The following is a 26,102-nucleotide window of genomic DNA, read 5'->3' as shown; positions in this document are numbered from 1 at the left end:
CTTCATCTATTGGCTCCCTCAAGTCACCCGCTTGAGATAGTAGTTGGAGAGTAGGCAGGTATCCTGACTCGTGGCGACCAGGTCGGGTTCGACTAGGCAACACACTCACAGTTGCGGGCACAGTTTGGGCTAGCGGCGCGAGGCCTTCCCCAATTCCCTATTAAGTCCGAGTTATCGCCTTGGCGATCTCGACACCATACTCCCGGCGCAGGCGGTCCCTGCGCCCGGTTATTATGCTAAATTTTGCCGCCGACACAAGGCCAGACTCACTCGGCGTCGTGCCAATGCAGACGCCAGTAGCCCTCTCCCGCCTTGTCGCGGTAATGGCTTATCTTGACCACGCTGCCGTAGTCCAGGCTCAGCCGGGTATAGAAGCCTACGGCGCGCTCTACCCCCAGGGCCTTGGCCATCAGGTGACGTATCACGCCGCCGTGAGTGAGCAGTAACAAGGCCTCGCCGCAATGCTGATGCACCAACTGCTCGACCACCTCGTCGACACGTTGCTCGAACTCAGCCATGGGCTCCCCCTCGGGCAGCGAATTGGCCCAAGGGTCCCGCCAATAGGCACTCAGCTCCTCACCGTGATCGGCATGCAGCTCAGGGATAGGCTGGCCATCCCAACGGCCGAAGTAGATCTCCTTGAGCCCGGCATCCAGGGCCACCTTCACCTGATTCTTAGCGGTGAGGTGCTCGGCAAATACACGGCAACGCTTGAGCGGCGAGCTGATCACCCTGTCCACCGCCTGGGGCAGCTTGGCATAGGCCAGCTGCATCTGGGCGAAGCCTATCTCGGTGAGAGGTTGATCGCTATGTCCGCGCAGCAAGTTGCCGCCTTCACATTCGCCGTGCCGCATCAAATAGAGTGTCGTTTGCGTCATAACTGCAGCATTAAACCTTTAAAATCTAGATGGTTAGCAGGATACTCTCTGGAAGTATCCCGTGGCAATGAAAGATAAATAAGACCTTGAAAAACTTTCAGATTCACCCACTATCAAGGGGAGAGCCTTTTGCCATGGGAACGCGGCTAAACCAGCATTCTTCCTCGAAGCCAAACCAGATTTAAGCTTATACTCATTTGACTTGCCCTGGGTATTATAAGTCGATTAGTATAGACGTCTATACGTTTATACATCCAAAATAAAAATAGCACGTCAAATCGATAGACGCGGCAGTTTAGGCAATAGGTCAGTTGAAGTAGGTGAAAGTTATGGCGACCCAATCCCCTGTTCGAAACGTAAGGCAGATTAACGACGCGATCCGCGCGCGGCTCAATAAGGAAATTTTGATCCTCGACGGCGCCATGGGCACCATGATTCAGAACCACAAGCTGGAGGAGGCCGACTTTCGCGGCGAGCGCTTCAAGCAGTGGCCCTGCGATCTCAAGGGTAACAACGACCTGTTGGTGCTGACCCAACCCGAGCTTATCAAGCAGATCCACAGAGATTACCTGCTGGCGGGCGCCGACATCATAGAGACCAACACCTTCAACGCCACCCAGGTGGCCATGGCCGACTATGAGATGCAGGAGCTGTCACGGGAGATCAACCTTGAAGGCGCCCGACTCGCCCGCACCGCCTGTGATGAGGTTGCCGCCGAAAGCGGTCGTCAATGCTATGTGGCCGGGGTTCTCGGACCCACCAACCGCACCTGCTCCATCAGCCCGGATGTGAACGACCCTGGCTATCGTAATATCCATTTCGACGATCTGGTAGAGGCCTATATCGAGTCGACCCAGGCCCTTATCGAGGGCGGCGCCGACATCATCATGGTCGAGACCATTTTCGATACCCTCAACGCCAAGGCGGCGCTGTTTGCCATCGAAACCCTGTTCGACCAGCTGGGCCAGCGTCTGCCGGTGATGATCTCGGGCACCATTACCGATGCCTCGGGCCGCACCCTGACGGGCCAAACTACAGAAGCCTTCTATAATTCGCTGCGCCACGTGAAGCCGCTCTCCATCGGCCTCAATTGCGCCCTTGGGCCACAGGAGCTACGCCCCTATGTCGAGGAGCTGTCGAAAATCGCCGAGTGTTATGTGTCGGCGCACCCCAACGCCGGCCTGCCCAACGAATTTGGCGGCTATGACGAGACCCCGGAGCAGATGGCCGAGGTGATCGGCCCCTGGGCCGAGGAAGGCCTGCTCAACATCATAGGCGGCTGCTGCGGCACCACCCCAGACCATATCAAGGCAATCCGCGCCGCCGTCATCAAGCACGGCGCCCGCGAGCTGCCGGATCTGCCCGTGGCCTGTCGCCTCTCAGGCCTGGAGCCGCTGACCATAGATGCCGATTCCCTGTTTGTGAACGTGGGCGAGCGCACCAATGTGACTGGCTCGGCCAAGTTTCTGCGCCTGATCAAGACAGGCGAATATGAAGAGGCCCTGTCGGTCGCCAGGGATCAGGTGGAAAACGGCGCCCAGATCATCGACATCAACATGGACGAGGGGATGCTGGACGGTGTCGAGGTGATGCAGAAGTTCCTCAACCTTATCGCCTCCGAGCCCGACATCAGCCGGGTACCCATCATGATCGACTCCTCCAAGTGGGAGGTGATCGAGGCCGGACTCAAGTGCATTCAGGGCAAGGGCGTGGTCAACTCCATCTCCCTCAAGGAGGGTGAGGCCAAGTTTATCGAGCAGGCCACCCTAGTGAAACGCTACGGCGCGGCGGCCATCATCATGGCCTTCGACGAAGTTGGCCAGGCCGATACCATGGCGCGCAAGATAGAGATCTGTACCCGCGCCTACCGGGTATTGGTGGATAAGGTGGGCTTCCCGCCTGAAGATATCATCTTCGACCCCAACATATTCGCCATCGCCACCGGCATCGACGAGCACGATAACTATGCGGTGGACTTCATCGAGGCGACGCGCGAGATCAAGCGTACCCTGCCCCATGCCATGATCTCCGGCGGCGTGTCTAACGTCTCCTTCTCCTTCCGCGGCAACAACCCGGTGCGCGAGGCGATCCACGCCGTGTTCCTCTATCACGCCATTCAGGCGGGAATGGACATGGGCATAGTCAACGCCGGGCAGCTGGCGATCTATGACGATATCGATCCTGATCTTAAGGCCAGGGTAGAGGCCGTGGTGCAGAACCTGCCCTGCCCGGTGCAAGGGTCGAACAACACAGAACAGCTACTGGAGATCGCCGAGCAGTACCGTGGCGACGGTGCCGCGGGCGCCAAGAAGGAAGATCTCGAGTGGCGCAGCTGGCCGGTCAACAAGCGGCTGGAGCACGCCCTGGTAAAGGGGATCACAGAGTTTATCGACCAGGACACAGAAGAGGCGCGCCAGCTGGCCAGCCGTCCTCTGGATGTGATCGAAGGCCCGCTGATGGATGGCATGAACGTGGTCGGCGACCTGTTTGGTTCGGGCAAGATGTTCCTGCCCCAGGTGGTGAAATCTGCGCGGGTGATGAAGAAGGCCGTAGCCTACCTCAATCCCTACATTGAAGCGGAAAAAGTCGAGGGCGAGTCCAACGGCAAGATCCTCATGGTGACGGTAAAGGGCGACGTGCACGACATAGGCAAGAACATCGTCGGCGTGGTGCTGGCCTGTAACGGCTACGAGGTGGTGGACCTCGGCGTCATGGTGCCGGTCGAGAAGATCATAGAGGTCGCCAAGGCGGAAAAGGTAGATATCATAGGCATGTCGGGGCTTATCACCCCGAGCTTGGATGAAATGGTGCACAACGTCAAAGCCTTCCACAAGGCGGGGCTGAATATTCCCTCCATCATAGGCGGCGCCACCTGCTCCAAGATCCACACGGCAGTGAAAATCGCACCCCACGCCCCCGAAGGCGCCATCTATATCGCCGACGCCTCGCGCGCCGTGCCCATGGTGGCCAAGCTGATCAACAAGGAGACCCGTCAGGCGACCATAGATGCCGCCTACGAGGAATATCGGGTGATGCGCGACAAACGCAACTCACAGGCCAAGCGCAAGCAGATCGTCTCCCTGGAGGCCGCACGGGAAAATCGCTGCCAGCAAGACTGGAACGCCCATACGCCTTTCGTTCCGAATCAACTGGGCAGACAGGTGTTTGACGACTATCCGCTGGAAGACCTGGTCGATCGCATCGACTGGACGCCATTTTTCCGCAGCTGGGAGCTACACGGCCACTTCCCCAAGATCCTCGATGACGAGGTGGTAGGCGAAGAGGCGCGCAAGCTCTATCAAGATGCCAAGGCGATGCTCAAGACCATAATCGATGAGAAGTGGCTCACGGCCAAGGCGGTCATCGGCCTCTTCCCGGCCAACACGGTCAATTATGATGATATCGAGATCTACACAGACGAGAGCCGTAGCAAGGTTGAGATGACCACTCACCATCTGCGGATGCAGATAGAACGTGTGGGCAACGACAACTTCTGTCTCGCCGACTTCGTCGCGCCGAAAGACTCTGGCGTCGCCGATTACATGGGTGGCTTCGCCGTCACTGCAGGACACGGCATCGACGAACATGTGGCCCGCTTCGAGGCCAACCATGACGACTACAGCGCCATCATGCTCAAGTGTCTAGCCGACCGTCTGGTCGAGGCCTTCGCCGAACGGATGCACGAGCGGGTGCGTAAGGAGTTCTGGGGCTACGCCGCCGATGAGAACCTGGATAACGAGGCGCTGATCCGCGAGAAATACAAGGGCATACGTCCGGCCCCCGGTTACCCCGCCTGCCCGGATCACACAGAGAAAGGCCTGCTGTGGGAGCTACTAAAGCCCGACGAGACCATAGATCTCAAGATCACCGAGAGCTACGCCATGTTCCCCACCGCCGCTGTCTCCGGCTGGTACTTCGCCCACCCGCAGTCGCGCTACTTCGGCGTGACCAATATCGGCCGGGATCAGGTAGAGGACTACGCCAAGCGCAAAGGAATGAGTGTCGAGGAGACAGAGCGCTGGTTGGCACCGGTACTCGATTATGATGTTTAACGGAGAGGGTTCCTGCGTAAACCTTTTTACGCTTTTATGAGCCAAGCTTTGCTTGGCTAGAACTCGAAGCCTTCCAGGCTTCACCTAATTTGCCTATACGGCCTTACGGCCAAGGTAAGTCGTGAGGTTCCATTTCACACCGCTTGGCGGATACGGCCTTACGGCCGAGGTAAGTCGTGGGATTCCATTTCACATCACTTAGCAGATACGGCCTTACGGCCGAGGTAAGTCGTGGGATTCCATTTCACACCGCTTAGCGGATACGGCCTTACGGCCGAGGTAAATCGTGGGATTCCATTTCACACCGCTTGGCGGATACGGCCTTGCGGCCGAGGTAAATCGTGGAACTCCGTTCCACACCAGGGCAAGAAGGGGATCAACAGCAATCCCCCTCTTGCATCTCCCCTGCCGCCCCTGACGAAGTTGTTTTTCCTCATACTCCAATGAAAATCGCCTAACGACTCGGATGGGACTCCTGTCCCCCCGAGCCTTGCCCATCATCCATGATGGCCACACGGCATTTTCATCTGCGTATTTCGGCAACTTCGATGGGGACTTATTGTAGCATCCAACCTCATTCGCACACAGCCAAAAACCTTCAAACCCCTTACATTACAGACAGTTAAATCACATCTAAGGCGACTTATAACAGATGCCGGTTGTGGTTTAAAAGACCCCGTTGGAAGTTGCCGGAGTGGCTTGCAGAAAATCACGTGATTGAGGCATGGATGCCGAGATAGCCTCAGATGAGCCATGGATGGCGAATATGAGGCGATAGGGATTTTCAAAAAGACACGAAGGAGTACAACTTCGCCGGGGCGTCAGGGTGGATGCAAGGGCGAAGGTCATGTCAATGACCGTTTTGAGCGAGAGGCACGGATGCCGAACTGGCTTTTTTACAAGGAAGTATTTGGCGAGGACGAGCAGTCCTCCTTGCCCGGGTGTGGGATGGAATCCCACGACTTTCTTCGGTCACTAGACCGACTCACCTCATAACAATGGGATGGAGTCCCACGATGTTAAATTAATATCCAAACAAAGTTTGAACCAATACATACATAAGCCGTGAGGCATCACCTCCAAAAGGGAAAGAAATAACCCCACGACTTACCTCGGCCGTCAGGCCGTATAGTCCCTGTTATCTATCTAAATTCATTACCTTGACCCAGGCGGCGACAAAATCATCGACAAACTTCTGCTTAGAGGTATCGAAGGCATAAACCTCGGCGACCGCGCGCAGTTCAGAGTTAGAGCCGAAGATGAGGTCCACCGAGGTGGCGGTCCATTTAGGTTTGCCGCTGCTGCGATCCAGTCCCTGATAGATGCCATCGACATCTGACTTCTGCCACAGGGTCGACATGTCTAACAGGTTGACGAAGAAGTCATTGTTAAGCGTGCCGGGACGCTGGGTCAACACCCCGTGCTTCGCCCCTTGATAGTTGGCATCGAGGGCACGCAGGCCACCGACTAACACCGTCATCTCGGGCACCGTCAGATCCAGCTGGTCGGCCTTATCCACCAGCATCTCGGTGGGCGACTTATAGCTGTGGTTTACGTCGAAGTAGTTTCTAAAGCCATCGGCATGCAGTTCCAGTAGACTAAAGGAGTTTTCGTCCGTCTGCGCCTGAGTGGCATCACCTCGTCCTGGGGTGAAAGGCACGGCGACCTCGAAACCCGCCTGCTTGGCGGCCTGCTCTAGGGCGCTCGCCCCCGCGAGTACGATAAGATCGGCCAAGGAAACCTGACGCTTGCCGGCGCCCTTATTAAAGTCGGCACGAATCGCCTCCAGCGTCTTAAGCACCTTGGCGGTTTCGGCTGGGTTGTTCACCGTCCAATCCTTCTGCGGAGCCAGGGCGATACGTGCCCCATTGGCGCCGCCACGCATATCTGATTGACGATAGCTAGCCGCCGACGCCCAGGCCAGGCGCACACGCTCGGCAACGCTCAGCCCAGACTTGCTGATGGCTTTTTTAAGCTGCTTGATATCGCCGGCGCTGAGACGCGATTGGGTCTTATCATCGATTGGATCTTGCCAGATGAAGTTGCCCTGAGGCACCTCTTTACCGAGGAAGTTACGGGCAGGCCCCATGTCTCTGTGGGTCAACTTGTACCAGGCCTTGGCAAAGGCCAGACGATACTCTTCCGGGTCGGCCAGGAAGCGCTCGGCAATCTTTCGATACTCGGGGTCATACTTGAGCGCAAGGTCCGCCGTGGTCATCACCGGCGCATGAAACTTACCTTTGACATGAGCATCGGGCACGGCCTTGTGCACCGACTCGTCGGTTGGGATCCACTGGATCGCACCTGCAGGACTGCGGGTCTGCTGCCAATCGTAAGTCAGCAGGTTACTCAGATAGAGCGAGGTCCACTTGGTGGGCGCCTGAGTCCAGGCCCCTTCCAGGCCACTGGTGATGGTGTCTTCTGAGTGGCCCTTGCCACACTTGTTGTGCCAGCCCAGCCCCTGGGCTTCGATGCCTGCCGCAGCAGGTTCTGCCCCCAGACAATCTTTCGGCTTGTGGGCGCCGTGCATCTTACCGAAGGTATGACCGCCGGCGATAAGTGCCAGAGTTTCCTCATCATTCATCGCCATACGAGAGAAGGCTGTGCGGATATTCTTGGCCGAACCTAGCGGATCTGGCACCCCTTTCGGGCCTTCCGGATTAACATAGATGAGCCCCATGTGGGTCGCACCTAACGGCCTTTGCAGCTTGCCGTCTCTGTCTTCACGATCGCTGGCGAGCATCTCGACCTCCGGTCCCCAGTACACCATGTCTGGCTCCCAGTCGTCGTTACGACCACCGGCAAAACCGAAAGTCTTAAATCCCATGTTTTCCAGGGCGACGTTGCCCGCGAGTACAATTAAGTCTGACCAGGAGAGTGCCTCACCATATTTCTGTTTCACCGGCCAGAGCAGGCGGCGCGCCTTGTCTAGGCTGGCGTTATCGGGCCAGCTGTTTAACGGCTCGAATCTCTGCTGTCCGCCACCGGCGCCACCACGGCCATCCAGGGTGCGATAGGTACCTGCGCTATGCCAGGTCATGCGGATGAAGAAAGGACCATAGTTGCCGTAGTCGGCTGGCCACCAATCCTGCGATTGGGTGAGTAGCTGGTCGATATCGGCTTTTACCTGGTCGAGATCCAGCGAGTTGAAGGCCTTGGCGTAGTCGAAACTCTCACCGTAGGGATTGGAGCGGGAGTCGTGATCCCGCAGCGGGGAAAGATCCAATTGATCGGGCCACCAAAACTGTTTGCTCTTGGGTTGAAACGCTTTGGCGGTACCAGTGGCAGCAGCCCCTTTGGGCTTTGTCATCTGTGCGGATTCTTGCTCATCGGCGACGGCAGGGTTAAACACCAACAAGGCACTCACTAACGCCGCGAGCGTTTGCTTGTTTACTGTTTTTCCTTTCATGGTTAGCTTCCTTCAGGTTAATTGCGCTTCGCCGAGGCGAAGCCTGTTGTCAGCCCAGAGTGGATTTCGCCAAGCCACAAAAAGAGACAGCAAGCGGCAAGGCTAAATTTCCAGGGCGTTATTTAGTCATCAGGAATATATTAGAAGCAAGATACTAAAAGCATATATCGAATAAAAACGATTATCTTAATCGAAAATAAGAAAGATTTTTTAGTGGCGAAAACCACAGTTATGACCATAGCCCGACAAACCTCCGTCCCTACCCACCTCGACAAAATCGACACAACCATGTCACCGAAGAAACAATACTGGTTGTGGCTACAACAAATCCCCATCGAAGTTGCCGACGACTGCATGGATGCAGAAGGTAGAGCGAAGCAGGATGCCAGAGCCGAAATGCGTAGATGAAAATGCCGTATAGCCATCATGGACGATGGCTAAGGCTCGGGGGGACAGGAGTCCCATCCGAGTCGTTAGGCGATTCTCATTGGAGTATGAGGCTCCTAACCAATGCAGTTAACTTCGTCTGGGACGGCACGGGGAGATGCAAGGTGAATAATCATCTTTGATGATTGTGCTTACGAACGAGAGGCAGGGATGCCGAACTGGCTTTTATATAGGGATATATTTGGGGATTGCTGAAGCTCCCCCTTTTGCGCGGGTGTGGGATGGAATCCCACGACGTTAATATCCAAACAAAGTTTGCTCTAATCACATCCCTCAACTGGCAAGCTAACCTCCTATCATTACCGGTTGTGGCTACAGTAAATCCCCCTCGAAGTTGCCGAAGGGCGTTGGAATAAATCGGGTGAGGCGGGCATGGATGCCCGGCTAGCTTCCGCAGGTGCAGGGATGCATCCTTCGGAAGCGATAACGATTTATCCATAAGCACGAGGCTCCTAACCAATGCATGTAACTTCGTCTGGGGCGGCAGGGGGAGATGCAAGAGGGGGATTGCTGTTGATCTCCCTCTTGCCCTGGTGTGGAACGGAGTTCCACGACTTACCTCGGCCGTAAGGCCGCACATACCCAGGTATGGGTTGAAGACCCACAACATTATTTCCCTAAACTAAGTTTGCCCCCACTCCCCCTAGACCCAGCTAACACCTTGATCTACTATGCCTACTCACCAGGATGTCTGGTCTCTACCAGCTGGCAACAAGGATTTAAGAAAATGGAAGTCACACTCACCCCGAGCAATGCGCTCGAAACCGCCCTGCAGGCGGCACTTGCCGATCACACCCAGGCCAAAGCCCTCTATGAACAGCTGATCAAGGCCAGGCTCTACCTGCTGAGCGATGGCCAAGAAGCTCCTCAGGCCGATGGCACCACTGAGCTCTCCATCATGCAATGGCACATTCCCGTCAGCGATGATCAGGTGCACTACTTCGTCCCGCTGTTTACCTCCCAGGAGGCAGTCGATCAGGCCAAGGCCATAATGGAGAGTGAGGGCAGCGAATTTCACGGTCAGATTGAGATAGATGCGCCTCAGGCATTTCAGCTGCTGCTGAGCAACCAGATGGATATGGCACTCAACCCCAATAGCAATCTATCGAAAGTCGTCAGCAGCGATGAGATCCGCTATATGTTGCTGCCCGACATGGCGCTACTCCCCCAGGGCAATCAGCTCCTGCTGCTGGGCAAGGTTCTTGATGATGGGCTGCCCATGTTTGGCGCGGTGCACCAAATATTGGCTAACTACCCCAGCGTCAAGGCGGGCTATTTCATCGAGTCATGCGAGCTGGATATCCGCCGCGGCGGCACAGACAGCGCCTTCACCCTGGCGCTCACCTTGGAGGGAGACAGGATTAGCGATGATTTCAGCCGCATTCGCAGCGATTGCCGCAACCTACATAGAGAGATTGAGCTTCATGGCTGGGAGATACGCCCCTACCTGCTGAGAAGTGACAAACATGATGAGATAAGCGACTTTTGCCTGAAGAAGCTTGAGCCCTTCTATCGCCCTTCGCTGCTGAGCAAATTCAAGACCTGGTTTAGCTGATCGGCAAGCCAGACTCGGCGGGTGACTTAATCGATGACAAGCGCTACTCAGCCAGCATTGGGGCCTGGCTGAACTATACTTAGCGATAACGTTTCACAACGTTAACGAGGCAAGTATATGAGTATTTCAAACCGCTTAAATCACTACCTGGCGGAACATGAAGTGAACTATGAGATAGTGCTGCACCGCCACAGCCACAACTCTATCAGTTCGGCCATTGCCGCCCAGCTGGCCCCCGCCCAAGTCGCCAAGGGGGTGATTCTGGAGGATCATCAGGGACGCAGAGTCATGGCTGTGCTCCCCACCAATCATAAGATCAACCTCAAGGCGCTGGGCGACAAGCTCAACCGCGATCTGCATCTGGTGAAGGAGCAAACCGTCTATCAGATGTTTGACGATTGCGAGCATGGCGCCATCCCCTCCCTCGGCGCGGCCTACAATATCGAGACCATCTATGACGACCTACTGATCGAGGCCAAGGAGCTCTACCTAGAGGCCGGCGATCACACCAGCCTGGTCAGGCTCAGCCGCGAAGATTTCATCAAGCTGATCAAAGACGCAAAACACCTGAGATTCAGCTATCAGAGCATCCACTAGCACCCACTTATCGGGGAAGCCGCGGCTTCCCTTTTTTCTGCCCAGGCTCACGCTCACAGCGCTTGGATGAGCCGGCCACTGGCATCGAGGGCCAGTTACGGCATAATAGGTCAACCTAACACAGCTTCTAAGTGAATGAATCATGATATTAATTACCGGTGCCAGCAGCGGCCTGGGGGCAGCCCTGGCCAAGCGATACGCCGATCAGGGCGAGCAGGTGATGATCTCGGGTCGCAACCAGGCCAGACTGGCCGGCGTCGCACAAGCGTCAACGAATCTGCACCCGCTAGCGGCCGATCTTTGTGATGAGCAGGGCGTCGCGACATTACTCGACACCCTGGCGACCATGAGCGGCGGCGCCGCACTCGACACTGTTATCCACTGCGCCGGCAGCGGCTACTTCGGCCCCATCGCCGAGCAGCAGGCCGATGAGATCCACAAGCTGATGCAGAACAACGTCACCTCCAGCATCTTGCTGGTACGCGAACTGGTGAAACGCTATCAGGACACGCCGCTGCATCTGGTGGTGGTGATGTCGACGGCGGCCCAGCAGCCCAAGGCGGGGGAGTCGACCTACTGCGCGGCGAAATGGGCGGTACGCGGCTTTATCGAGTCGGTACGTCTGGAACTCAAGGGCAAGCCGATGAAGATCATCGCCGTCTATCCCGGCGGCATGGACACAGGCTTCTGGCCAAGCAGCGGTAAGTCTCTCGATACCTCCAGCTTCATGAGCGCAGACGAAGCCGCCGAGATGTTACAGGGCGCCTTGAAGGCCACCGCCCATGGCCATATTGCCGATATCACCATCGCCAGGGGTTAGGCTGGGCTGGGTTGGGCTAGCGCTAAGTTAGACTAACAGCAGAAGAACAACAAAGGCTCGGACTGAAGGCAAATTCAGTACCGAGCCTTTTTGTTACCCCCTAGTTACAGGCGAAGCCATAGCTGGTCTTATCCGGCCGGGCTCCTGCCTGCTTGGTGACTGTACAGTAGATCTTGCCGTGCTTGTTAGGAACCGAGCCTTCGATCCCCATGCCTCGCATCAGCTCGGCGTAACTCTGTGCCTGAGCCAGACTTCCACCGAAACCATAACCGTCACTGGCTATCTCAGAAAGCGGCACTCGTTTACCTAGGTTGTCTCTTGCCAGTTCGGGAATGGCTTTGAAGGCTAATCGCAATTGATCATCGAATGCCTTTAGACGGATATCGACCAGGATTTGGGAGGAGTCTGATAAACTGACGACCCAGGAACGCTCTTGCGTCAAAAGCCCCAAGATGGTCGCAACATTTCGGTAGCTAAAACCGAGCGCATTACCGAGTCGTTGCACCTGATGACTCAACCGGGTGACCCGTTCATTGAGTCTTGAGAGATCTGCGCTACTTAAGTCGGTCGCTAGAACGCCCTCAAAATCGGCGGTCTCCCTTAAGGTGTCGGCAACCGTGATAAACCCCGTATCTGGCGGCAATTTAATGCCCTGCTTTGCCTGTTTGGCTAGCTGCAAATTGATGGCCTTGAGTTCGGCCAATGCGCTAGCGGCTTCGAGCAGGTGTGGCTTGTCGCTATTAATCTCGACAACATAGGGGGCCGAAGCGGTCGCCGGACTATCTTCTGCGTAGCGCAGCCTGAACTCGGTCACCGTCGCCTTCTCTCTGTCCAGGACAACCAGACTCTCATAAGCATTTTTTTCAGCGCCACTTATTTCAGAGCCACTCGTCTCTAGGGAATGAGTCGCTTCCACATTTATCTCTATCAGGGCGTTAAGTTTCGTCTGAGTACAATTATCACAAACATATAGCTGAGTCGCCTGGAGGTTTACGCAATAGAAGGCGGTTAAGCATAGGCAGCGTGCAATTGTTTTTTTCATCGCAATCTCCTTGATTTGAGTTTGTCATCCGTAACAAATCCATACTAGAAAATCTGCGCTGTAATACTTCCCGATTATGCCAAGCATACTCTTGGAAAATAGCCAGGCAAGGCGGCTGCAAGAATCAGCGAGACTTAAACAAAAGCAGACACTAAAGCTAGCACTAGAACTTGCACTCGAATTGGCATTCGAGATACTGCTAACCCTATCCATAAAGAGAAAGGCTCGGCCTGAAGACAAATTCAGTACCGAGCCTGTTATCGATTAGGCTATTCACGCAGTTTGCCGCGCGATTAACCTTGGATTACTTGCGCTTGAAGATGGCTTCCATCTCTGCGGCTACCGCCTCTGTCTCCTCGGCCTGTACCCGGTCACGCTTCTCGGTGAGTTCGATAAGCTGACGCTCTAACGCCTCGAGCTGCGCCTCATCCGCCGCGCTGCGCTCGGGCTTATCCTGCAGGGCATAGATGGCTTCGCTAACCCTATCCATCTCATCAAAAATAGCATCCAAGGAGTCGGGATTAGCGGCATCCTGACGGTCGAGCTCATCCAGCCAGGCGTAAAACTGCTGATTAGTCACGCCCACCTCTGTGGCGGTCTGGTCGATGAAACAGTTGGACAAGGCGTCGGCGTTCTCTTCTGTCATCTGCTCATACTTATCGAAACAAAACTTCATGGCGCTGCGGTAACCACGCTCCAGCTTGCCGCTGTCGATCCCAGATACCTGCTCCATGGCGGTAAAGTCGCCGCCGGCTTTCATATGCGAAACATTCATCTCGATAAATTTATCGACGTCCACCTCCATGCTAGCCAAGTCATAGGGGGCGTTGTCGGGCAGCTCGGTGCCTTGGGCGCTGGTGAGGATAAAAAACAGTGGTAGTAAGAGTGTTGCTTTCATCATTAATCCCTTATTGATGTGAAAAATCGGTGATGTTAAGAGCCGGTGATGGTCGGTCGACCAGGCGGTGACATCCTTGTTGCCGCCATAAGATAGCTCAGCCCAGTCTGGCCTGTCTAGTGAGAAAAAAGTCGATAGATAAAAGGCTCAGGCATGCAGATCTAATCAAGACAGAGGCCTGAATATGGATTAGAGATAGGCCTCTATCATCTCCTGAATCGCATCTGGCATCACAGGTTTGGTGATATAGTCATCCACCCCCAGCTTGAGGGCAAAGTCTTTGTCCGACTGCTCCGCCAGCGAGCTTATCACCACCAAGGGGATCTTGGCGGTCTCCTCGCTGCCCTTAAGATACTGGATCACCTGATAGCCGTTGACATGGGGCATGGTGATATCCAGCAGGATGAGATCCGGCGTCAGGGATTTCAGCACTTCTATGCCACCGCTCCCCGAGTTCACCGAGGTCACGTCATAGTCGTCCCCCAGCATGGCGAGTAATATCCCGGTGCAGACGGGATCGTCATCTATGATCAAGATTTTCGCTCTGGACATTTATCTCTCGCTCTCGCTGTTAAATTGATTACATTGTATCCAAGTCTGGCGGGAATACCAGCCTGCCACGACTCGTTAAGCCTACAGCTTAGACCCGGCATTTTCGCTTAAGTTTCAGCCACAAAAAACGCGCCCATAAAAAAGCCCCATCAACAGACGGGGCCTTAAATCACCATAAGATAGCTAGCGGGCGATCTTCACCTCTGGCTCGTTGAGCAGCGCCAGCATAGGGTTATTATTCATCACCCGAGTCTTTAGGGTCACGCCCAGGATAAGTCCCATCACGAAGCCACCTATATGGGCCCAGTAGGCCACGCCCTGACCGGCCATGACAAGACCAAAGATGTTGAAGCCTAGCCAGATGGCGAAGAAGGCCATAGGACTGAGCTTCTTCTGAAACACCACAAACATGAAGGTCAGGCTGGCATGGCGGAACCACATGAGGTACATGCCGAACAGGCCGGCGATGGCGCCGCTGGCGCCTACCATATAGATGCCGGAGCCCGGATCGGCGGCGATCTGCGCCGCAGCAGCCGCCAGGCCACACAGGAGATAGAGCGCGAAAAACTTAGTGCGGCCCAGCACATCTTCCAGGTTATCCCCCACCACATAGAGGAAATACATGTTGCCCGCCAGGTGCATGATGTCACCATGAAGAAACATATGACTCACCAGGCTCCAGGGATGGTGTCCTGCAAGCAGATCGTTGGAACGCATGGCAAAGTTCTCAAACACCATATCTGTGGTGCTCAGGTTAAAGCCGTAGGCGAAGAAGATCAGGATATTGAGCGCCAGCAGCAGATAGGTCACCAGGGGCGTAGACTTAGGCTTGAGGTTAAACTCCACCGGCATCTTAGAGAGGAACTGGAACAGCCAGGTCTTGACGCTGATGCTGCCATTCAACTCCTCCAGCAGTTGCCGCACCTTGGGCGACTGTACCACCTTGGTGCGCTCATGCTCGTCTATCCAGATGCCGCTACAGCCGTGGCACAGATCCACCTCTATCTCATAGCCAGCCATCAGATGATAGCGCTGCATGGCAAGGTCGCAACGATGGCAGCAGCGACTGGAGATCCCCAGTTGATCGCCTAGGGTCTCTTCGATGCGCACGTTGTCGTCGCCGTTATCGGCCTTAGACAGGGCGGCGTTGAGCTCACCATTCTCGAACCAGAGGCCACCGCACTGGCGGCAGCAATCTACCTCTTCGCCGTGAAATTTAAACACTCTCAGTCGCCCATCGTGGCAACCCGGACAGATATTGGTCATGGGGAGTTCCTTTCCTAATCTACTGTGATGTCGTTGCGTCTCAGCTCATCGGCCAGAGCAGTGTAGTTGGCCTTCAATGCCGGCAGGGTGTCGTCGCTCATCGCTTTGGTCTGGGCCTTGAGCAGGTCGCCGCCGTACTTGGCGCCATAGACACGCCCCTCTATCTTGCCGATGATATCGTTCACCTGCAGGTAGAAGCGCCGCGTCTGCGACAGCAGCTGAGGCGGTGTCTCCAGGGTATAGGGCGAGTAGCGCATATTCTCCCACACGAAGGTGGCCAGCGCAGGCCTGTGATTCTTGATGTCAAAAGGCGCCTTACCCGCGATGAAGTCGGCGTACTCGTTGATGATGCCGACATTATCCTGCACCTCGTCATACAGGGCATGACGCAGGTAATAGTTGTTCTGTTTGTTGGTCAGATTATCGAAGGTAATCGCCTGAGACAATCCCTCCTGAGCCGCCAGATAGACGCCGGCGACCGTGGCGATGATCATGAAGATCTGGCTGATCCAAAAGCTGGTCTTTACCAGCTCCCTATTGTCCAAACGGGGAAAGCGCTTGCCCTCATCCAAGGCGGCTTTGTCATTAACATCCATATCCAGGCTCCGGTAACAAATAACAGGCTCGCCGCCCAAGACAATAATGGGGGAAGCGAGGCAAGCGCGGATACTAACACAGGCCGATGATGATTTTGTACAGAGAGATTAAATTTTGATAACAAAAACAAGGATTACCAATCTTATTCTTGATAAAACCCTCACTCGGCCTTAGCCAATTGCCTAGCAACAACTCGGCTAATCATCCTATTTTTTAGAATCTAATATGCGGTATTTAGTAATATTCGTTCGATTAATCCAGTGATAGGCTGATCCCATTCCCGCCAGCTACACTTAAGCAGCACTAAAGCAGTACTGAAGCAGCACCAGGCGGTTCCTAATCATGAGGTACTAAAGATGAAAGTGATCAGCCAATTTACCGCCCGCCCGGCTATGGATGGCGACGGCGTCAACATCCGCCGTGTGGCCGATTTTATGAATACCCGCTTCGATCCCTTCCTGATGCTGGACGAGATCAAGTCAGACGACGCCAACGACTATATTGGTGGCTTCCCGCCCCACCCTCACCGCGGCATAGAGACCTTTACCTATATCCGTAAGGGCGGCTTCGAGCACAGGGATCAACTGGGGAACGTCAAGGCGATCAAGGCAGGCGATGTGCAGTGGATGAGCACCGGCAGCGGCGTGGTGCACTCTGAGATGCCCCTGGCCGACGCCCAGGATGGCCTGCACGGCTTCCAGATCTGGCTCAACATGCCCACCAAGGAGAAGATGCGCCCGGCCATCTATCGCGACAGCACGGATGAGCCGCTGCCCGAGACCGAAAACGACAGTGGCGCCAAGCTGCGCGCCCTGGCCGGCAGCTGGCAGCTAACGGGGGCCGCTCCCATCGATGCGCCGATTCAAACCTTGGCAGGTGCAGGCAAGATTGCCGATCTCATGCTGGCGTCAAATGGCTCGGCCCAGCTGGACTTGCATGAACGCGAATATGTCGGCCTCTACCTCTATCAGGGAGAGATAGTCAGCCAGTCGGCGCCGCAGAAAACCTATAGCGCGGGGCAATATCTGATTGTCGATAGCCAGCAGCTCATCACGCTTAAAGCGGGCGAACAAGGCGCCGGTGCCCTGCTGTTTGCCGGTCAACCCATTCGCGAGAAGATAGTGCACATGGGTCCCTTCGTGATGAACACTGAACAGGAGATCCAGCAGGCGATCGCCGACTATCAGGCGGGGCGATTTGGCAGCATCAAGGCCTAATGCCTGAGATAAACCACACAAAACGAGGACCCAGGGTCCTCTTTTTTTATGTAAATTCAGCAGCATCCGCAGGCGCCAAAAGCGTGATCCTGTGCTAACTTTCTAACAACGCAAAACGCGCAATCGTCACAATTCTGATGATAGGTTTATTACCACTTTGTAGGTAAATATTTATTTTTCATACATAATTTTGTCAATTTTATGTGACTTAGCCGTAACTAATACACATAAACTTGAGGCGCATCAAAATTTACAGCAGGAAAGCTGTGGTAATTTTTAAGCTATTCCTAACACAGAGAATACTTAATGAGAAACCTTAAGCCCCACTTTGGCAACCTTGCCAGTACCTTAGCAAGCTTAGTTATATGTTTGGCCGCACTGTTTAGCCCGGCTGTCTTTGCCAGCAGTGGCGAGGCCCATGGGCAGCTGTTAGATCTCACCGCCACCGGCGCCGGCTATGTCGCCGTGGTGATCTTCGTCCTGGCCTATCTGCTGGTGATGGGTGAAGAGGTGCTGCATCTGCGCAAATCCAAGCCAGTGCTGGTCGCCGCCGGTTTGATCTGGGGCATCATAGGTTACATCTATGTGCAGCATGGCATGTCGGAACTCTCCGAGACCGCCTTCAAGCACAACCTATTGGAGTATGCCGAGCTGCTGCTCTTCCTGCTGGTTGCCATGACCTATATCAACGCCATGGAGGAGCGCAACCTGTTTGACGCCCTGCGGGCCTGGATGGTGGGCAAGGGCTTTAGTCAGCGCACCGTCTTCTGGCTCACCGGCTTCATGGCCTTCTTTATCTCCCCCATCGCCGATAACCTGACCACGGCCCTGTTGATGTGCGCCGTAGTGATGAAGGTGGGCGGCGACAACAAGAAGTTTATCGCCCTGGCCTGTATCAACATAGTGGTGGCGGCCAACGCCGGCGGTGCCTTCAGCCCCTTCGGCGATATCACCACCCTGATGGTGTGGCAAAAAGGCGTGGTGCATTTCGAGCAGTTTGTCGATCTCTTCATCCCATCCCTGGTTAACTTCCTGGTGCCGGCGGCGATTATGAGCGCCTTCATCGTCAATCAGGTACAAGAAGCGGAAGAGGAGAAGGTGATGATGAAGCGCGGCGCCAGACGCATAGTCGGCCTGTTCTTGCTCACCATAGCCACCGCCGTCTGCACCCACAGCGTGCTGGGTCTACCACCCGTGCTGGGCATGATGACGGGCCTCGGCTTCCTGCAGTTCTTCGGCTTCTACCTGCGTAAGAGCTTCCCCAAGGCGGTGCTCAAGGCCAAAGAGCAGGCGGAGCGCGACAACAACCTCAAGCGCCTGGAGCAGCTGGGTAACGTGGTGCCCTTCGATGTGTTCAGCCGCATCGCCCGCGCCGAGTGGGATACCCTGCTCTTCTTCTACGGTGTGGTGCTCTGTGTCGGTGGCCTGGGCTTCATGGGCTACCTCAGCCTGGTGTCCGAGGCCATGTATACCCATTGGGACGTGACCTATGCGAACATCGCCGTGGGTGTACTCTCCTCAATCGTGGATAACATCCCTGTAATGTTTGCCGTGCTGACCATGAACCCTGAGATGGCCCTTGGCCAATGGCTGTTGGTGACCCTGACCGCAGGGGTGGGCGGTAGCCTGCTCTCTATCGGCAGCGCCGCCGGTGTGGCCCTGATGGGACAGGCCCGCGGCATCTACACCTTCGCCAGCCACCTCAAGTGGACGCCCGTGATCGCCCTGGGCTACATCGCCAGTATCCTGGTGCATCTCTGGCTCAACAGCTCACTGTTCTAAGTCCGAGTGTCGTATGTAGCATGTAGCGTGAAGGAATGAAAAAGTTAGATTACCTATAGTCACCCTATGGGTTAATCAAAAGGGGCGTTGACTAGACTAGTCAACGCCCCTTTCTCTTGCAGTACTCTTACTGACTTAGGCCAAGATAAGGAAACCGATAAAGGTCAGTCCCGCCGCCAGCAGAGCGTAGGGCAGCTGGGTCACCGCATGGCTCACCAGGTTACAGTCTGAGCCCTGGGCCGCCAGCACGGTAGAGTCAGAATAGAAACAGGCCTGACTACCGAAGGATGAGGCCGACAACAAGGCGCCGATCACCAGAGGAATATCGGCATTCACCGCCTGGGCCAGAGGCATCACGATAGGGATAGATACCGCGAAGATCCCCCAGCTAGAGCCAGTGGCGAAGGCCAGAATCGACATGGTCAGGAAGACCACGGCCGGCAGCCACTGTGAGGTCATGAAGGGGCTCAGATTGCCAATCACATATTGCGGCAGCATCAGCTTGTCACAGACATCCTTAAACACGAAGGCGGCGATAACCGTGCCTATGGCCGGCAGCATAGACTTAAAGCCGTCGAGCATCTGCTCCATCATCTCTGACAGAGGCATCAGACGCTGCACGCCATAGTAAGGCAGGGTCACCGCCAACGTGGCGATCAGCCCCTTGAGCACGTCGATGTCGAAGTAGACGGTAAAGCCCACCAGCAAGATTATTGGCACCATGAAGTTATGCAGCTTGCCCAGATTATCGGCATGCTTAAACTCCTCTTCGATCGCCTTGACGCTGTAATCATCCGAGGTCTGCACCTCGTCGATGGCATCGACCGCCTTGGCCGGTTTACCCGCCATGGCCGCCAGCTGCGCCTTCTTCATCGGGCCAAAAGCAGGCACTATGCCCAGGATCACCAGCAGCACCATGGCCACCGCCAACCAGGCGTAGAGCATGTAAGGAATGGCCGACATATAGACGCTGATCCCCTGGCCCTCGCCCGCCACGCCGTTGTCCACCAGCAGGCCGCCGAAGAAGACGGCCCAGGTCGATAGCGGCACCAGCACACAGATGGGCGCGGCGGTAGAGTCCACCACATAGGCCAGCATCTCCCGCGACACCTTAAACTTGTCGGTCACCGACTTCATGGTCGACCCCACAGTCAAGGCATTGAGGTAGTCGTCGATAAAGATCACCACGCCCAGGATAAAGGTCATCAGCAGAGATGACTTAGGCCCCTTGGCATACTTGAGCGCATGGCGACCGAAGGCCATAGACCCCCCCGTCTTAACCAGGAGGGCGATCAGGGCGCCAAAACCGCCACAGACCAGAATCAACCAACCTATGGTTTCATCGGCCATGACAGAGAGCGAGATATCGGAGAAGTTATTCAGCACCTGATCGGGTTGATACAAGACAAGACCCACTAAGGCACCTATGATTAACGAAAGGATTGGACGGCGTAGCCAAACCGCTAACACCAAGACCACCACAGGTGGGATAAGACTTAAGGCTGTCGCGTCAGACATGGCTTAAGGTCCTTCTAAAATTGAGCCGATACGGCAAACTCATTTTACTCGGCGTAAAACCCCAAAGTTTATACGCTTAATTGCTGCTTTATTATGGACATAACGACGTTCGCCCTTAGCGAACCATGCCTTTATTTTTGTACCCCAGCTAAAACATCGGGCGCAAAATAATCTGCATTGGAGACTGAGTCAATCAGAAATAGTTATCCGGCGATAAATAATTTTTCGCCCTCAAAAACAAACAAACCAAACCATTGATAAATAACAATATAAGCAAAATAGAATGCGCTAATTTCGCACGCCTTCAAAATTAAGCTTATGCAGCGAAAGCGCTTAATTAATAAGGCCATGCTCAATTAATCTTCGAAGGCGGGATTACTACTCAAAAAGGCCAATCAACCGCTAACCCCATTCGCCAGCAACTCGATAAGCGGCTAATGCCATCATCAGCAATTCGATATGCCGGCATGTCGATAAGCCGCGTATAGATAAGCCTCTGAGTCGGTTTCACTTTATCCTTGTGGCCAGAGACATGCTTTGTCTGCTCAATCACAAATTTTCATCTCAAAGATGACACGCACCTAAAGCGTGTTACTCTGCCACAGGTGTCAATCAAAGGAGCATGACCATGACTCAATCAAACGCTGCCCCACATTCTCACGCAGCAAACGCTTCTCCAAAAGCCATCCGCCCGCTCGCCTCGGCGACCCCGATTATTCTCGACTGCGACCCAGGCCATGACGATGCGATCTCCCTGATCCTGGCGCTGAGCAGCGAGCGCCTCAATCCGTTGGCGGTCACCACCAGCGCGGGTAACCAGACGCCGGACAAGACCCTCAACAACGCCCTGCGCATCCTGACCTTGCTCAACCGCGCCGACATGCCGGTGGCCGGCGGCGCGGTGAAGCCCCTGGCCAGGGAGCTGATTATCGCCGACAACGTCCACGGCGAAAGCGGTCTCGACGGCCCTAAGCTGCCAGATCCCAGCTTTGATCCCCTAACGCAAAACGCCATCGAGCTGATGGCCGAAAAGGTGCGTCAGAGCGCAGTACCCGTAACCTTAGTGCCCTCCGGGCCACTGACCAATATCGCCCTGTTTATCGCTAACTATCCCGAGCTACACAGCAAGGTGGAGCGAATCGTGCTGATGGGCGGCGCCGCGGGGGTTGGCAACTGGACCCCAGCCGCCGAGTTCAACATCTTCGTCGACCCAGAGGCGGCCGATATGGTGTTCAAATCGGGCATTCCTATCACCATGTGCGGCCTGGACGTGACCCACGAGGCGCAGATCATGGATGAGGATATCGAGCGGATCCGCGCCATCCCCAACCCTGTGGCCCAGTGTGTCGCCGAGCTGCTGGACTTCTTCATGATCTACCACAGAGATCCTAAGTGGGGCTTCACCGGCGCACCGCTGCACGATCCCTGCACCATCGCCTGGCTGCTAAAACCTGAGCTGTTCACCGCCCAGGAGTGCTGGGTCGGCGTCGAGACCAAGGGTGAATATACCCAAGGGATGACGGTGGTGGATCGCTATCAGCTAACCGGCAAGACGGCTAACGCCACTGTGCTGTTTGACTTAGATCGCCAAGGCTTCGTCGACCTGATTGTCGACTGTCTCAGCGCCTATAATTAATAGCCTAGGGAGGGTTCGCCCTCCCCTCAGGCGAGAGGACACTATGACCAGACTGTTAATCCTCGGCAGTGCCAATGCCGATCATGTGATGAACCTGGAACACCTGCCTAGCGCAGGACAGACTCTGATGAGTCGCGGCTATAGGCTGGAACACGGCGGCAAGGGGGCTAATCAGGCGGTGGCCGCCGCACGCCTTAGCAAGGACGAGACCCGGGTCGACTTCATCTGTCATCTGGGCCGGGACGCCATAGGTCAGGCGATGGCCCAGGCCTGGCAGCAAGATGGCATAATGCCCTACGGCATCACCTATACGGACGATCAACCCACAGGCACGGCGATGATCTTCGTCGCCGATAAAGGCGAGAACATCATAGGCGTCTCAGCCGGCGCCAACGCGACCCTGACCCCCGAGGCGCTCGAGGCCCATCTTGAGCTGATCGAAAAGGCCGATTATCTGCTGGTGCAGCTGGAGACCCCGGCGGTGACTGTGCTGGATGCCTTAAAGCACGCCAAGAAGCATGGCGTGACCACCATACTCAATCCCGCGCCGGCCATGGTGATCGGCAAAGATCTGTTCCGCCTGGTGGATGTGATCACCCCCAACGAGACAGAGGCCGAAGCCATCACAGGCATAGAGGTGACCGATGAGCAGAGCGCCAGAATGGCGGCGCAGATGCTGCATCAATTCGGGCCGCAGACGGTGATCATCACCCTGGGCAAGCAAGGTGCCCTGCTCAGCACCAAGGACTATTGCGCCCTGATCCCAGGCGTTCAGGTGAAAGCCGTAGACACGGTCGCCGCCGGCGATACCTTTAACGGCGCCCTCATGGTGGCCCTTGGCGAGGGCAAGTCTGTCGAGGAGGCGGTCGCCTTTGCCCACCGCGCCGCCGCCATCTCGGTGACCCGCGCCGGTGCCCAGCGCGCCATCCCCTATCGCCACGAACTGGCAGATATCTAGCAAGCTTTGGGGTTGACCCTTGCCCTCTTCTTTGAGGTAGGGGTCAACCCTATTCCATCCAACACGCTTAGACGTAAACAACTGAATCAAAAGCAAAAACATTATTTACTAATCTGTGATAAAATACTGTTTGCTTTTTAAGCAATCAAGAAGTAGTCTTGCGCCGCCTGACAGAGTCAGGCACGACAATACAGGCAGTTTAATACTGATAGTAAGAGGAAAAATCATGAGCAAGCAATCGCGCCGCAACGGGCACGCTCCCCACGAGAGCGGCCGTGGCGTCATCAAGGACAACGCCTTACAGGCGATAGTCACCAGCGAACTGTTTAAGATGCGCGTCGAGAAACCCAAGAAAGGCAAAGGGTCATACAAACGCCAACAACAAAAGGGGCATATGCTGAAGGGCAATGCCCCTTTTGACTTTTTAAGCCCCTGCGTTTGACACCAAGAAATGAGTCGAAACCAAAGATCCGACTCGGCCTGCATCCCCTTTAGCCTTTTACCATAAACCGCCCATCATAAATTTTTCTCAAGGCCGCACATGGCCATAGCTTTCCAGTGCGAACTGGGTCAAAATCGCCTCTATCACTCTTTGCTTATTTTTGTACCAGGGCCCTGCTAGCATGTCTTCCCCTACTCAAGCCGACGCAGCTCAACTGCCGCGTCTGGTGCCTGTTTCGTTTCTGGCCGTGGTGCTCATCTGGTCCACCACCCCCTTGGGGATCGTCTGGAGCAGCGAGACGGTACATCCCACCATGGCGGTACTCTCGCGCATGGTGATCGCCCTAATCATTGGCAGCCTGATCATCCTCTTTAGCAGCATACGCCTGCCCTGGCATCGCACCGCCTTCAAGCTCTACGCCTATTCGGCCATAGGCATAGTGGGCGGCATGTTGCTGAGCTATTTTGCCGCCCGTTATCTGGCCTCGGGCACCATGTCGTTGCTATTCGGCCTCTCCCCGCTGGTATCAGGCCTGTTAGCACAGCGATTACTAAACGAACCTAAATTCAGCCCCATGCGGATCATGGCGCTCATTCTGGCATTTTGCGGCCTGGGCGTGGTCTGTTCGGCTAAGCTCGCCCTGGGCAGCGATACCTGGATAGGCCTGGTGTTGATCCTCTTTGCCGTGTTTCTCTTCAGCCTCAGCGGCGTGCTGATCAAGACGGTGGATCTGGCGATTCACCCCATCGCCAGCACGGTCGGCGCCCTGCTGTTTTCGACCCCACTGTTTGCCCTGGCCTGGTTGATATTCGATGCCAGCCTGCCGGTGGATACTTGGTCGACGCGCTCCATCGCCGCCATCTTCTACCTGGGGATCTTCGGATCGCTGATAGGCTTCATCGGCTACTTCTATATTCTGCAGCACCTCAACGCCAGCACGGTCGCCCTGGTCACACTGATCACCCCGGTATTTGCCATGGCCCTAGGCGCAATGGTGAATCATGAGCAGATCTCCCAGACCCTGATGATAGGTGCCGGCCTGGTGCTGGCGGGGCTCGGCCTGTTTCAGTGGGGCGATACCCTGCTGGCCCGACGAAGAGCCAGGGTCTCCTCACAGCTCTAACGCTTTATCAGGCTGGCCTGGCGCTCACGTCGGGTGTGGCCTTTGTCTGCCTGGCCCTTGTCAGACTGGCGCCTGTCCGCACCCGCCAGACGCATTAACTTGCAGATATAATCGATACGTTGCCGGTAGGCCTCGCTGCTGGCATACAGGGTCCGATTGACCACAAATCCCAGCAGGGGAGCTTGATTGCATAACCTCATCGCCGACTCCTTATCCTCAAAATTGAGGTATCTGGTTCGATAACCTAGCTGAGCATAAGGCGTACCAATCCATGAGAAAGCCACTCAAGTGGTTCAATCGGCAAGGGTTGTTAATATGATTTGACGATGCTTAGCAGAGGGGAAAGCTCAGGCGGCGTCAAGAAAATGCGCTTTGCAATGCAAAACGCCTCCTAATCCTCGGCCTTCACCAGATGCAGCCGACTAAGGTCCTTATTCCACAGCTGGATGATCTTGCGGGTCTTGTCTTTGTTCCAGAAGCATTTGCCGAAGAGAATGATACCGGCGCCTTCGAGATCCTCCCGCTGCTGGATATCGTATTTCTTACACAGCTCGTCCTTCACCTCTTCGATGGGGATGCCCACATCCTTACAGTCGGCGGGATTGAGCCAGAGCAGCGCCTTGTCGGCGTGGGAGATGGTACCCCAATACATGCGTGGGGCGTGACGCTCGTTGGGCTCGGCATCGGCAAAGTTGACGAACAGGTTCTTGGCCCGCCAGCGATACTTGTCGTCGGTATAGACCCAGAGATCTGAGCTGGCCAGATCGCTGCCCCGCAACAGACTGTGGAGAAGTTTCTGTAGCCCCTGGGCGGCTATCTTAGGTTCTGGCGAGCCCTTCGACTGGTGCTCTGATTCAGCTTTGGGCTCGGCTTGATTTTCGGTTTTAGTCTCGGCTCTTGAATTAGCCTCAGCGAGATAACTCCCCTTGGGGCTCTGCACGCCATCCGCCTGAGCTTGTTTGGCCTGAGCCTGCTGCGCTGGTTGACTCTTACGCCTGAGCGGCATGCTGAAGTCTATCTTCAGGGCGTCACTCTCCAGCAGCTGCTGATTCACCTCCAGGGCATCTTGCTCCTCCTGTTTGCGACTGGCCGAGGGATTAAACTCGCTGCAGTCCACCTGATGATAGCGAGAGCCGAAACAGGCGGCCTTGCCGTCACGCGAGGCCTTGCGAAAATAGGCCTTGCCGTCACACACGGGGCAATAGAGCTGCTGGCGCAGCGCCTCTATCTCTTGCTCGCTGAGGCGCTGAAAGGTAAACACAGAATAGGTTTTCTCGGCCTGGCCCTCGACCCGGCAGACGGCATCCAGCATA

The 26,102-nt window shown here is 55.5% G+C and carries 20 protein-coding genes and 1 riboswitch; of the genes, 10 read left to right on the top strand and 10 right to left on the bottom strand.

The genetic code is table 11. From position 1 onward, the window contains the following. Nucleotides 1-36: 36 nt before the first annotated feature. Nucleotides 37-215, bottom strand: a riboswitch (cobalamin riboswitch). A gap of 51 nt (nucleotides 216-266) precedes the next feature. Beyond that, a complete protein-coding gene (locus SHEW_RS03660) occupies nucleotides 267-878 on the bottom strand; it encodes a histidine phosphatase family protein (protein ID WP_011864517.1) in 612 nt (203 codons plus the stop codon). Nucleotides 879-1,207: 329 nt separating this feature from the next. Here SHEW_RS03660 and metH point away from each other — a divergent pair, with 329 nt between their 5' ends. Then, nucleotides 1,208-4,930 carry a methionine synthase gene (gene metH / locus SHEW_RS03655; RefSeq protein ID WP_011864516.1) on the top strand — a complete coding sequence of 1,241 codons (3,723 nt, stop codon included), beginning with the start codon at nucleotides 1,208-1,210 and terminating at the stop codon, nucleotides 4,928-4,930. A 1,138-nt stretch (nucleotides 4,931-6,068) separates the two neighbouring features. Here metH and katG read toward each other — a convergent pair. Next, entirely contained in the window at nucleotides 6,069-8,339 is a 2,271-nt protein-coding gene (katG, locus tag SHEW_RS03645; RefSeq protein ID WP_011864515.1) for a catalase/peroxidase HPI, read from the bottom strand. A gap of 1,174 nt (nucleotides 8,340-9,513) precedes the next feature. On the opposite strand from katG, the gene SHEW_RS03635 reads away from it, so the two are divergent. The 3 genes from SHEW_RS03635 to SHEW_RS03625 all read left to right on the top strand — a co-directional run bounded on the left by SHEW_RS03635 (nucleotide 9,514) and on the right by SHEW_RS03625 (nucleotide 11,758). Continuing rightward, nucleotides 9,514-10,341, top strand: a complete 828-nt coding sequence (locus tag SHEW_RS03635) for an SseB family protein (protein WP_011864514.1) — start codon at nucleotides 9,514-9,516, stop codon at nucleotides 10,339-10,341. 117 nt (nucleotides 10,342-10,458) lie between these two features. After that, the gene (locus SHEW_RS03630; protein ID WP_011864513.1) at nucleotides 10,459-10,938 is read left to right on the top strand and encodes a YbaK/EbsC family protein; all 480 of its coding nucleotides are present in this window, start codon (nucleotides 10,459-10,461) and stop codon (nucleotides 10,936-10,938) included. Nucleotides 10,939-11,080: 142 nt separating this feature from the next. Next, on the top strand, nucleotides 11,081-11,758 hold the full coding sequence (locus tag SHEW_RS03625) for an SDR family NAD(P)-dependent oxidoreductase (protein WP_011864512.1): 678 nt from the start codon (nucleotides 11,081-11,083) through the stop codon (nucleotides 11,756-11,758). A gap of 100 nt (nucleotides 11,759-11,858) precedes the next feature. Here the strand turns inward: SHEW_RS03625 and SHEW_RS03620 are convergent, their stop codons facing one another. From SHEW_RS03620 to SHEW_RS03595, 5 genes are all read right to left on the bottom strand, one after another. After that, nucleotides 11,859-12,674, bottom strand: coding sequence for a hypothetical protein (locus SHEW_RS03620; RefSeq protein WP_150099941.1), 816 nt, complete (start codon nucleotides 12,672-12,674; stop codon nucleotides 11,859-11,861). A gap of 430 nt (nucleotides 12,675-13,104) precedes the next feature. Further along, nucleotides 13,105-13,701, bottom strand: a complete 597-nt coding sequence (locus SHEW_RS03610; RefSeq protein WP_011864510.1) for a hypothetical protein — start codon at nucleotides 13,699-13,701, stop codon at nucleotides 13,105-13,107. A 186-nt stretch (nucleotides 13,702-13,887) separates the two neighbouring features. Then, the gene (locus SHEW_RS03605; RefSeq protein ID WP_011864509.1) at nucleotides 13,888-14,250 is read right to left on the bottom strand and encodes a response regulator; all 363 of its coding nucleotides are present in this window, start codon (nucleotides 14,248-14,250) and stop codon (nucleotides 13,888-13,890) included. Nucleotides 14,251-14,433: 183 nt separating this feature from the next. Then, nucleotides 14,434-15,516: a rhomboid family intramembrane serine protease gene (locus SHEW_RS03600; protein ID WP_011864508.1), complete on the bottom strand. Its 1,083-nt coding sequence runs from the start codon at nucleotides 15,514-15,516 to the stop codon at nucleotides 14,434-14,436. Between the two features lie 14 nt (nucleotides 15,517-15,530). Further along, nucleotides 15,531-16,112, bottom strand: coding sequence for a hypothetical protein (locus tag SHEW_RS03595; RefSeq protein WP_011864507.1), 582 nt, complete (start codon nucleotides 16,110-16,112; stop codon nucleotides 15,531-15,533). A 357-nt stretch (nucleotides 16,113-16,469) separates the two neighbouring features. Here SHEW_RS03595 and SHEW_RS03590 point away from each other — a divergent pair, with 357 nt between their 5' ends. Together SHEW_RS03590 and nhaD are read left to right on the top strand one after the other, a co-directional pair. Next, the gene (locus SHEW_RS03590) at nucleotides 16,470-17,330 is read left to right on the top strand and encodes a pirin family protein (RefSeq protein ID WP_011864506.1); all 861 of its coding nucleotides are present in this window, start codon (nucleotides 16,470-16,472) and stop codon (nucleotides 17,328-17,330) included. Nucleotides 17,331-17,636: 306 nt separating this feature from the next. Continuing rightward, a complete protein-coding gene (gene nhaD / locus SHEW_RS03585) occupies nucleotides 17,637-19,112 on the top strand; it encodes a sodium:proton antiporter NhaD (RefSeq protein WP_011864505.1) in 1,476 nt (491 codons plus the stop codon). A gap of 135 nt (nucleotides 19,113-19,247) precedes the next feature. On the opposite strand, the gene SHEW_RS03580 is transcribed toward nhaD, so the two are convergent. Continuing rightward, nucleotides 19,248-20,630 carry a Na+/H+ antiporter NhaC family protein gene (locus tag SHEW_RS03580; RefSeq protein ID WP_011864504.1) on the bottom strand — a complete coding sequence of 461 codons (1,383 nt, stop codon included), beginning with the start codon at nucleotides 20,628-20,630 and terminating at the stop codon, nucleotides 19,248-19,250. A 628-nt stretch (nucleotides 20,631-21,258) separates the two neighbouring features. On the opposite strand from SHEW_RS03580, the gene rihA reads away from it, so the two are divergent. The 4 genes from rihA (at nucleotide 21,259) to SHEW_RS03560 (ending at nucleotide 24,789) form a co-directional block, all read left to right on the top strand. Then, nucleotides 21,259-22,266 carry a pyrimidine-specific ribonucleoside hydrolase RihA gene (rihA, locus tag SHEW_RS03575; protein WP_011864503.1) on the top strand — a complete coding sequence of 336 codons (1,008 nt, stop codon included), beginning with the start codon at nucleotides 21,259-21,261 and terminating at the stop codon, nucleotides 22,264-22,266. A 43-nt stretch (nucleotides 22,267-22,309) separates the two neighbouring features. After that, a complete protein-coding gene (gene rbsK, locus SHEW_RS03570; RefSeq protein ID WP_011864502.1) occupies nucleotides 22,310-23,224 on the top strand; it encodes a ribokinase in 915 nt (304 codons plus the stop codon). Between the two features lie 226 nt (nucleotides 23,225-23,450). Then, on the top strand, nucleotides 23,451-23,666 hold the full coding sequence (locus SHEW_RS03565) for a ribosome alternative rescue factor ArfA (RefSeq protein WP_011864501.1): 216 nt from the start codon (nucleotides 23,451-23,453) through the stop codon (nucleotides 23,664-23,666). Between the two features lie 181 nt (nucleotides 23,667-23,847). After that, complete coding sequence (locus SHEW_RS03560; protein ID WP_011864500.1) at nucleotides 23,848-24,789, top strand: DMT family transporter; 942 nt, start codon at nucleotides 23,848-23,850, stop codon at nucleotides 24,787-24,789. On the opposite strand, the gene SHEW_RS03555 is transcribed toward SHEW_RS03560, so the two are convergent. Together SHEW_RS03555 and SHEW_RS03550 are read right to left on the bottom strand one after the other, a co-directional pair. Beyond that, complete coding sequence (locus SHEW_RS03555; protein WP_041406367.1) at nucleotides 24,786-24,989, bottom strand: hypothetical protein; 204 nt, start codon at nucleotides 24,987-24,989, stop codon at nucleotides 24,786-24,788. The genes SHEW_RS03560 and SHEW_RS03555 overlap by 4 nt on opposite strands. A gap of 191 nt (nucleotides 24,990-25,180) precedes the next feature. Beyond that, nucleotides 25,181-26,101, bottom strand: a complete 921-nt coding sequence (locus SHEW_RS03550; RefSeq protein ID WP_011864498.1) for a hypothetical protein — start codon at nucleotides 26,099-26,101, stop codon at nucleotides 25,181-25,183. Between the last annotated feature and the right edge of the window lies 1 nt (nucleotide 26,102).

Origin of the sequence: Shewanella loihica PV-4, assembly GCF_000016065.1 — a bacterium.
Classification (GTDB): Bacteria; Pseudomonadota; Gammaproteobacteria; order Enterobacterales; family Shewanellaceae; genus Shewanella; species Shewanella loihica.
The sequence above is the reverse complement of the archived record's forward strand: the minus strand, read 5'-3'. Positions and strand labels throughout refer to the sequence as shown.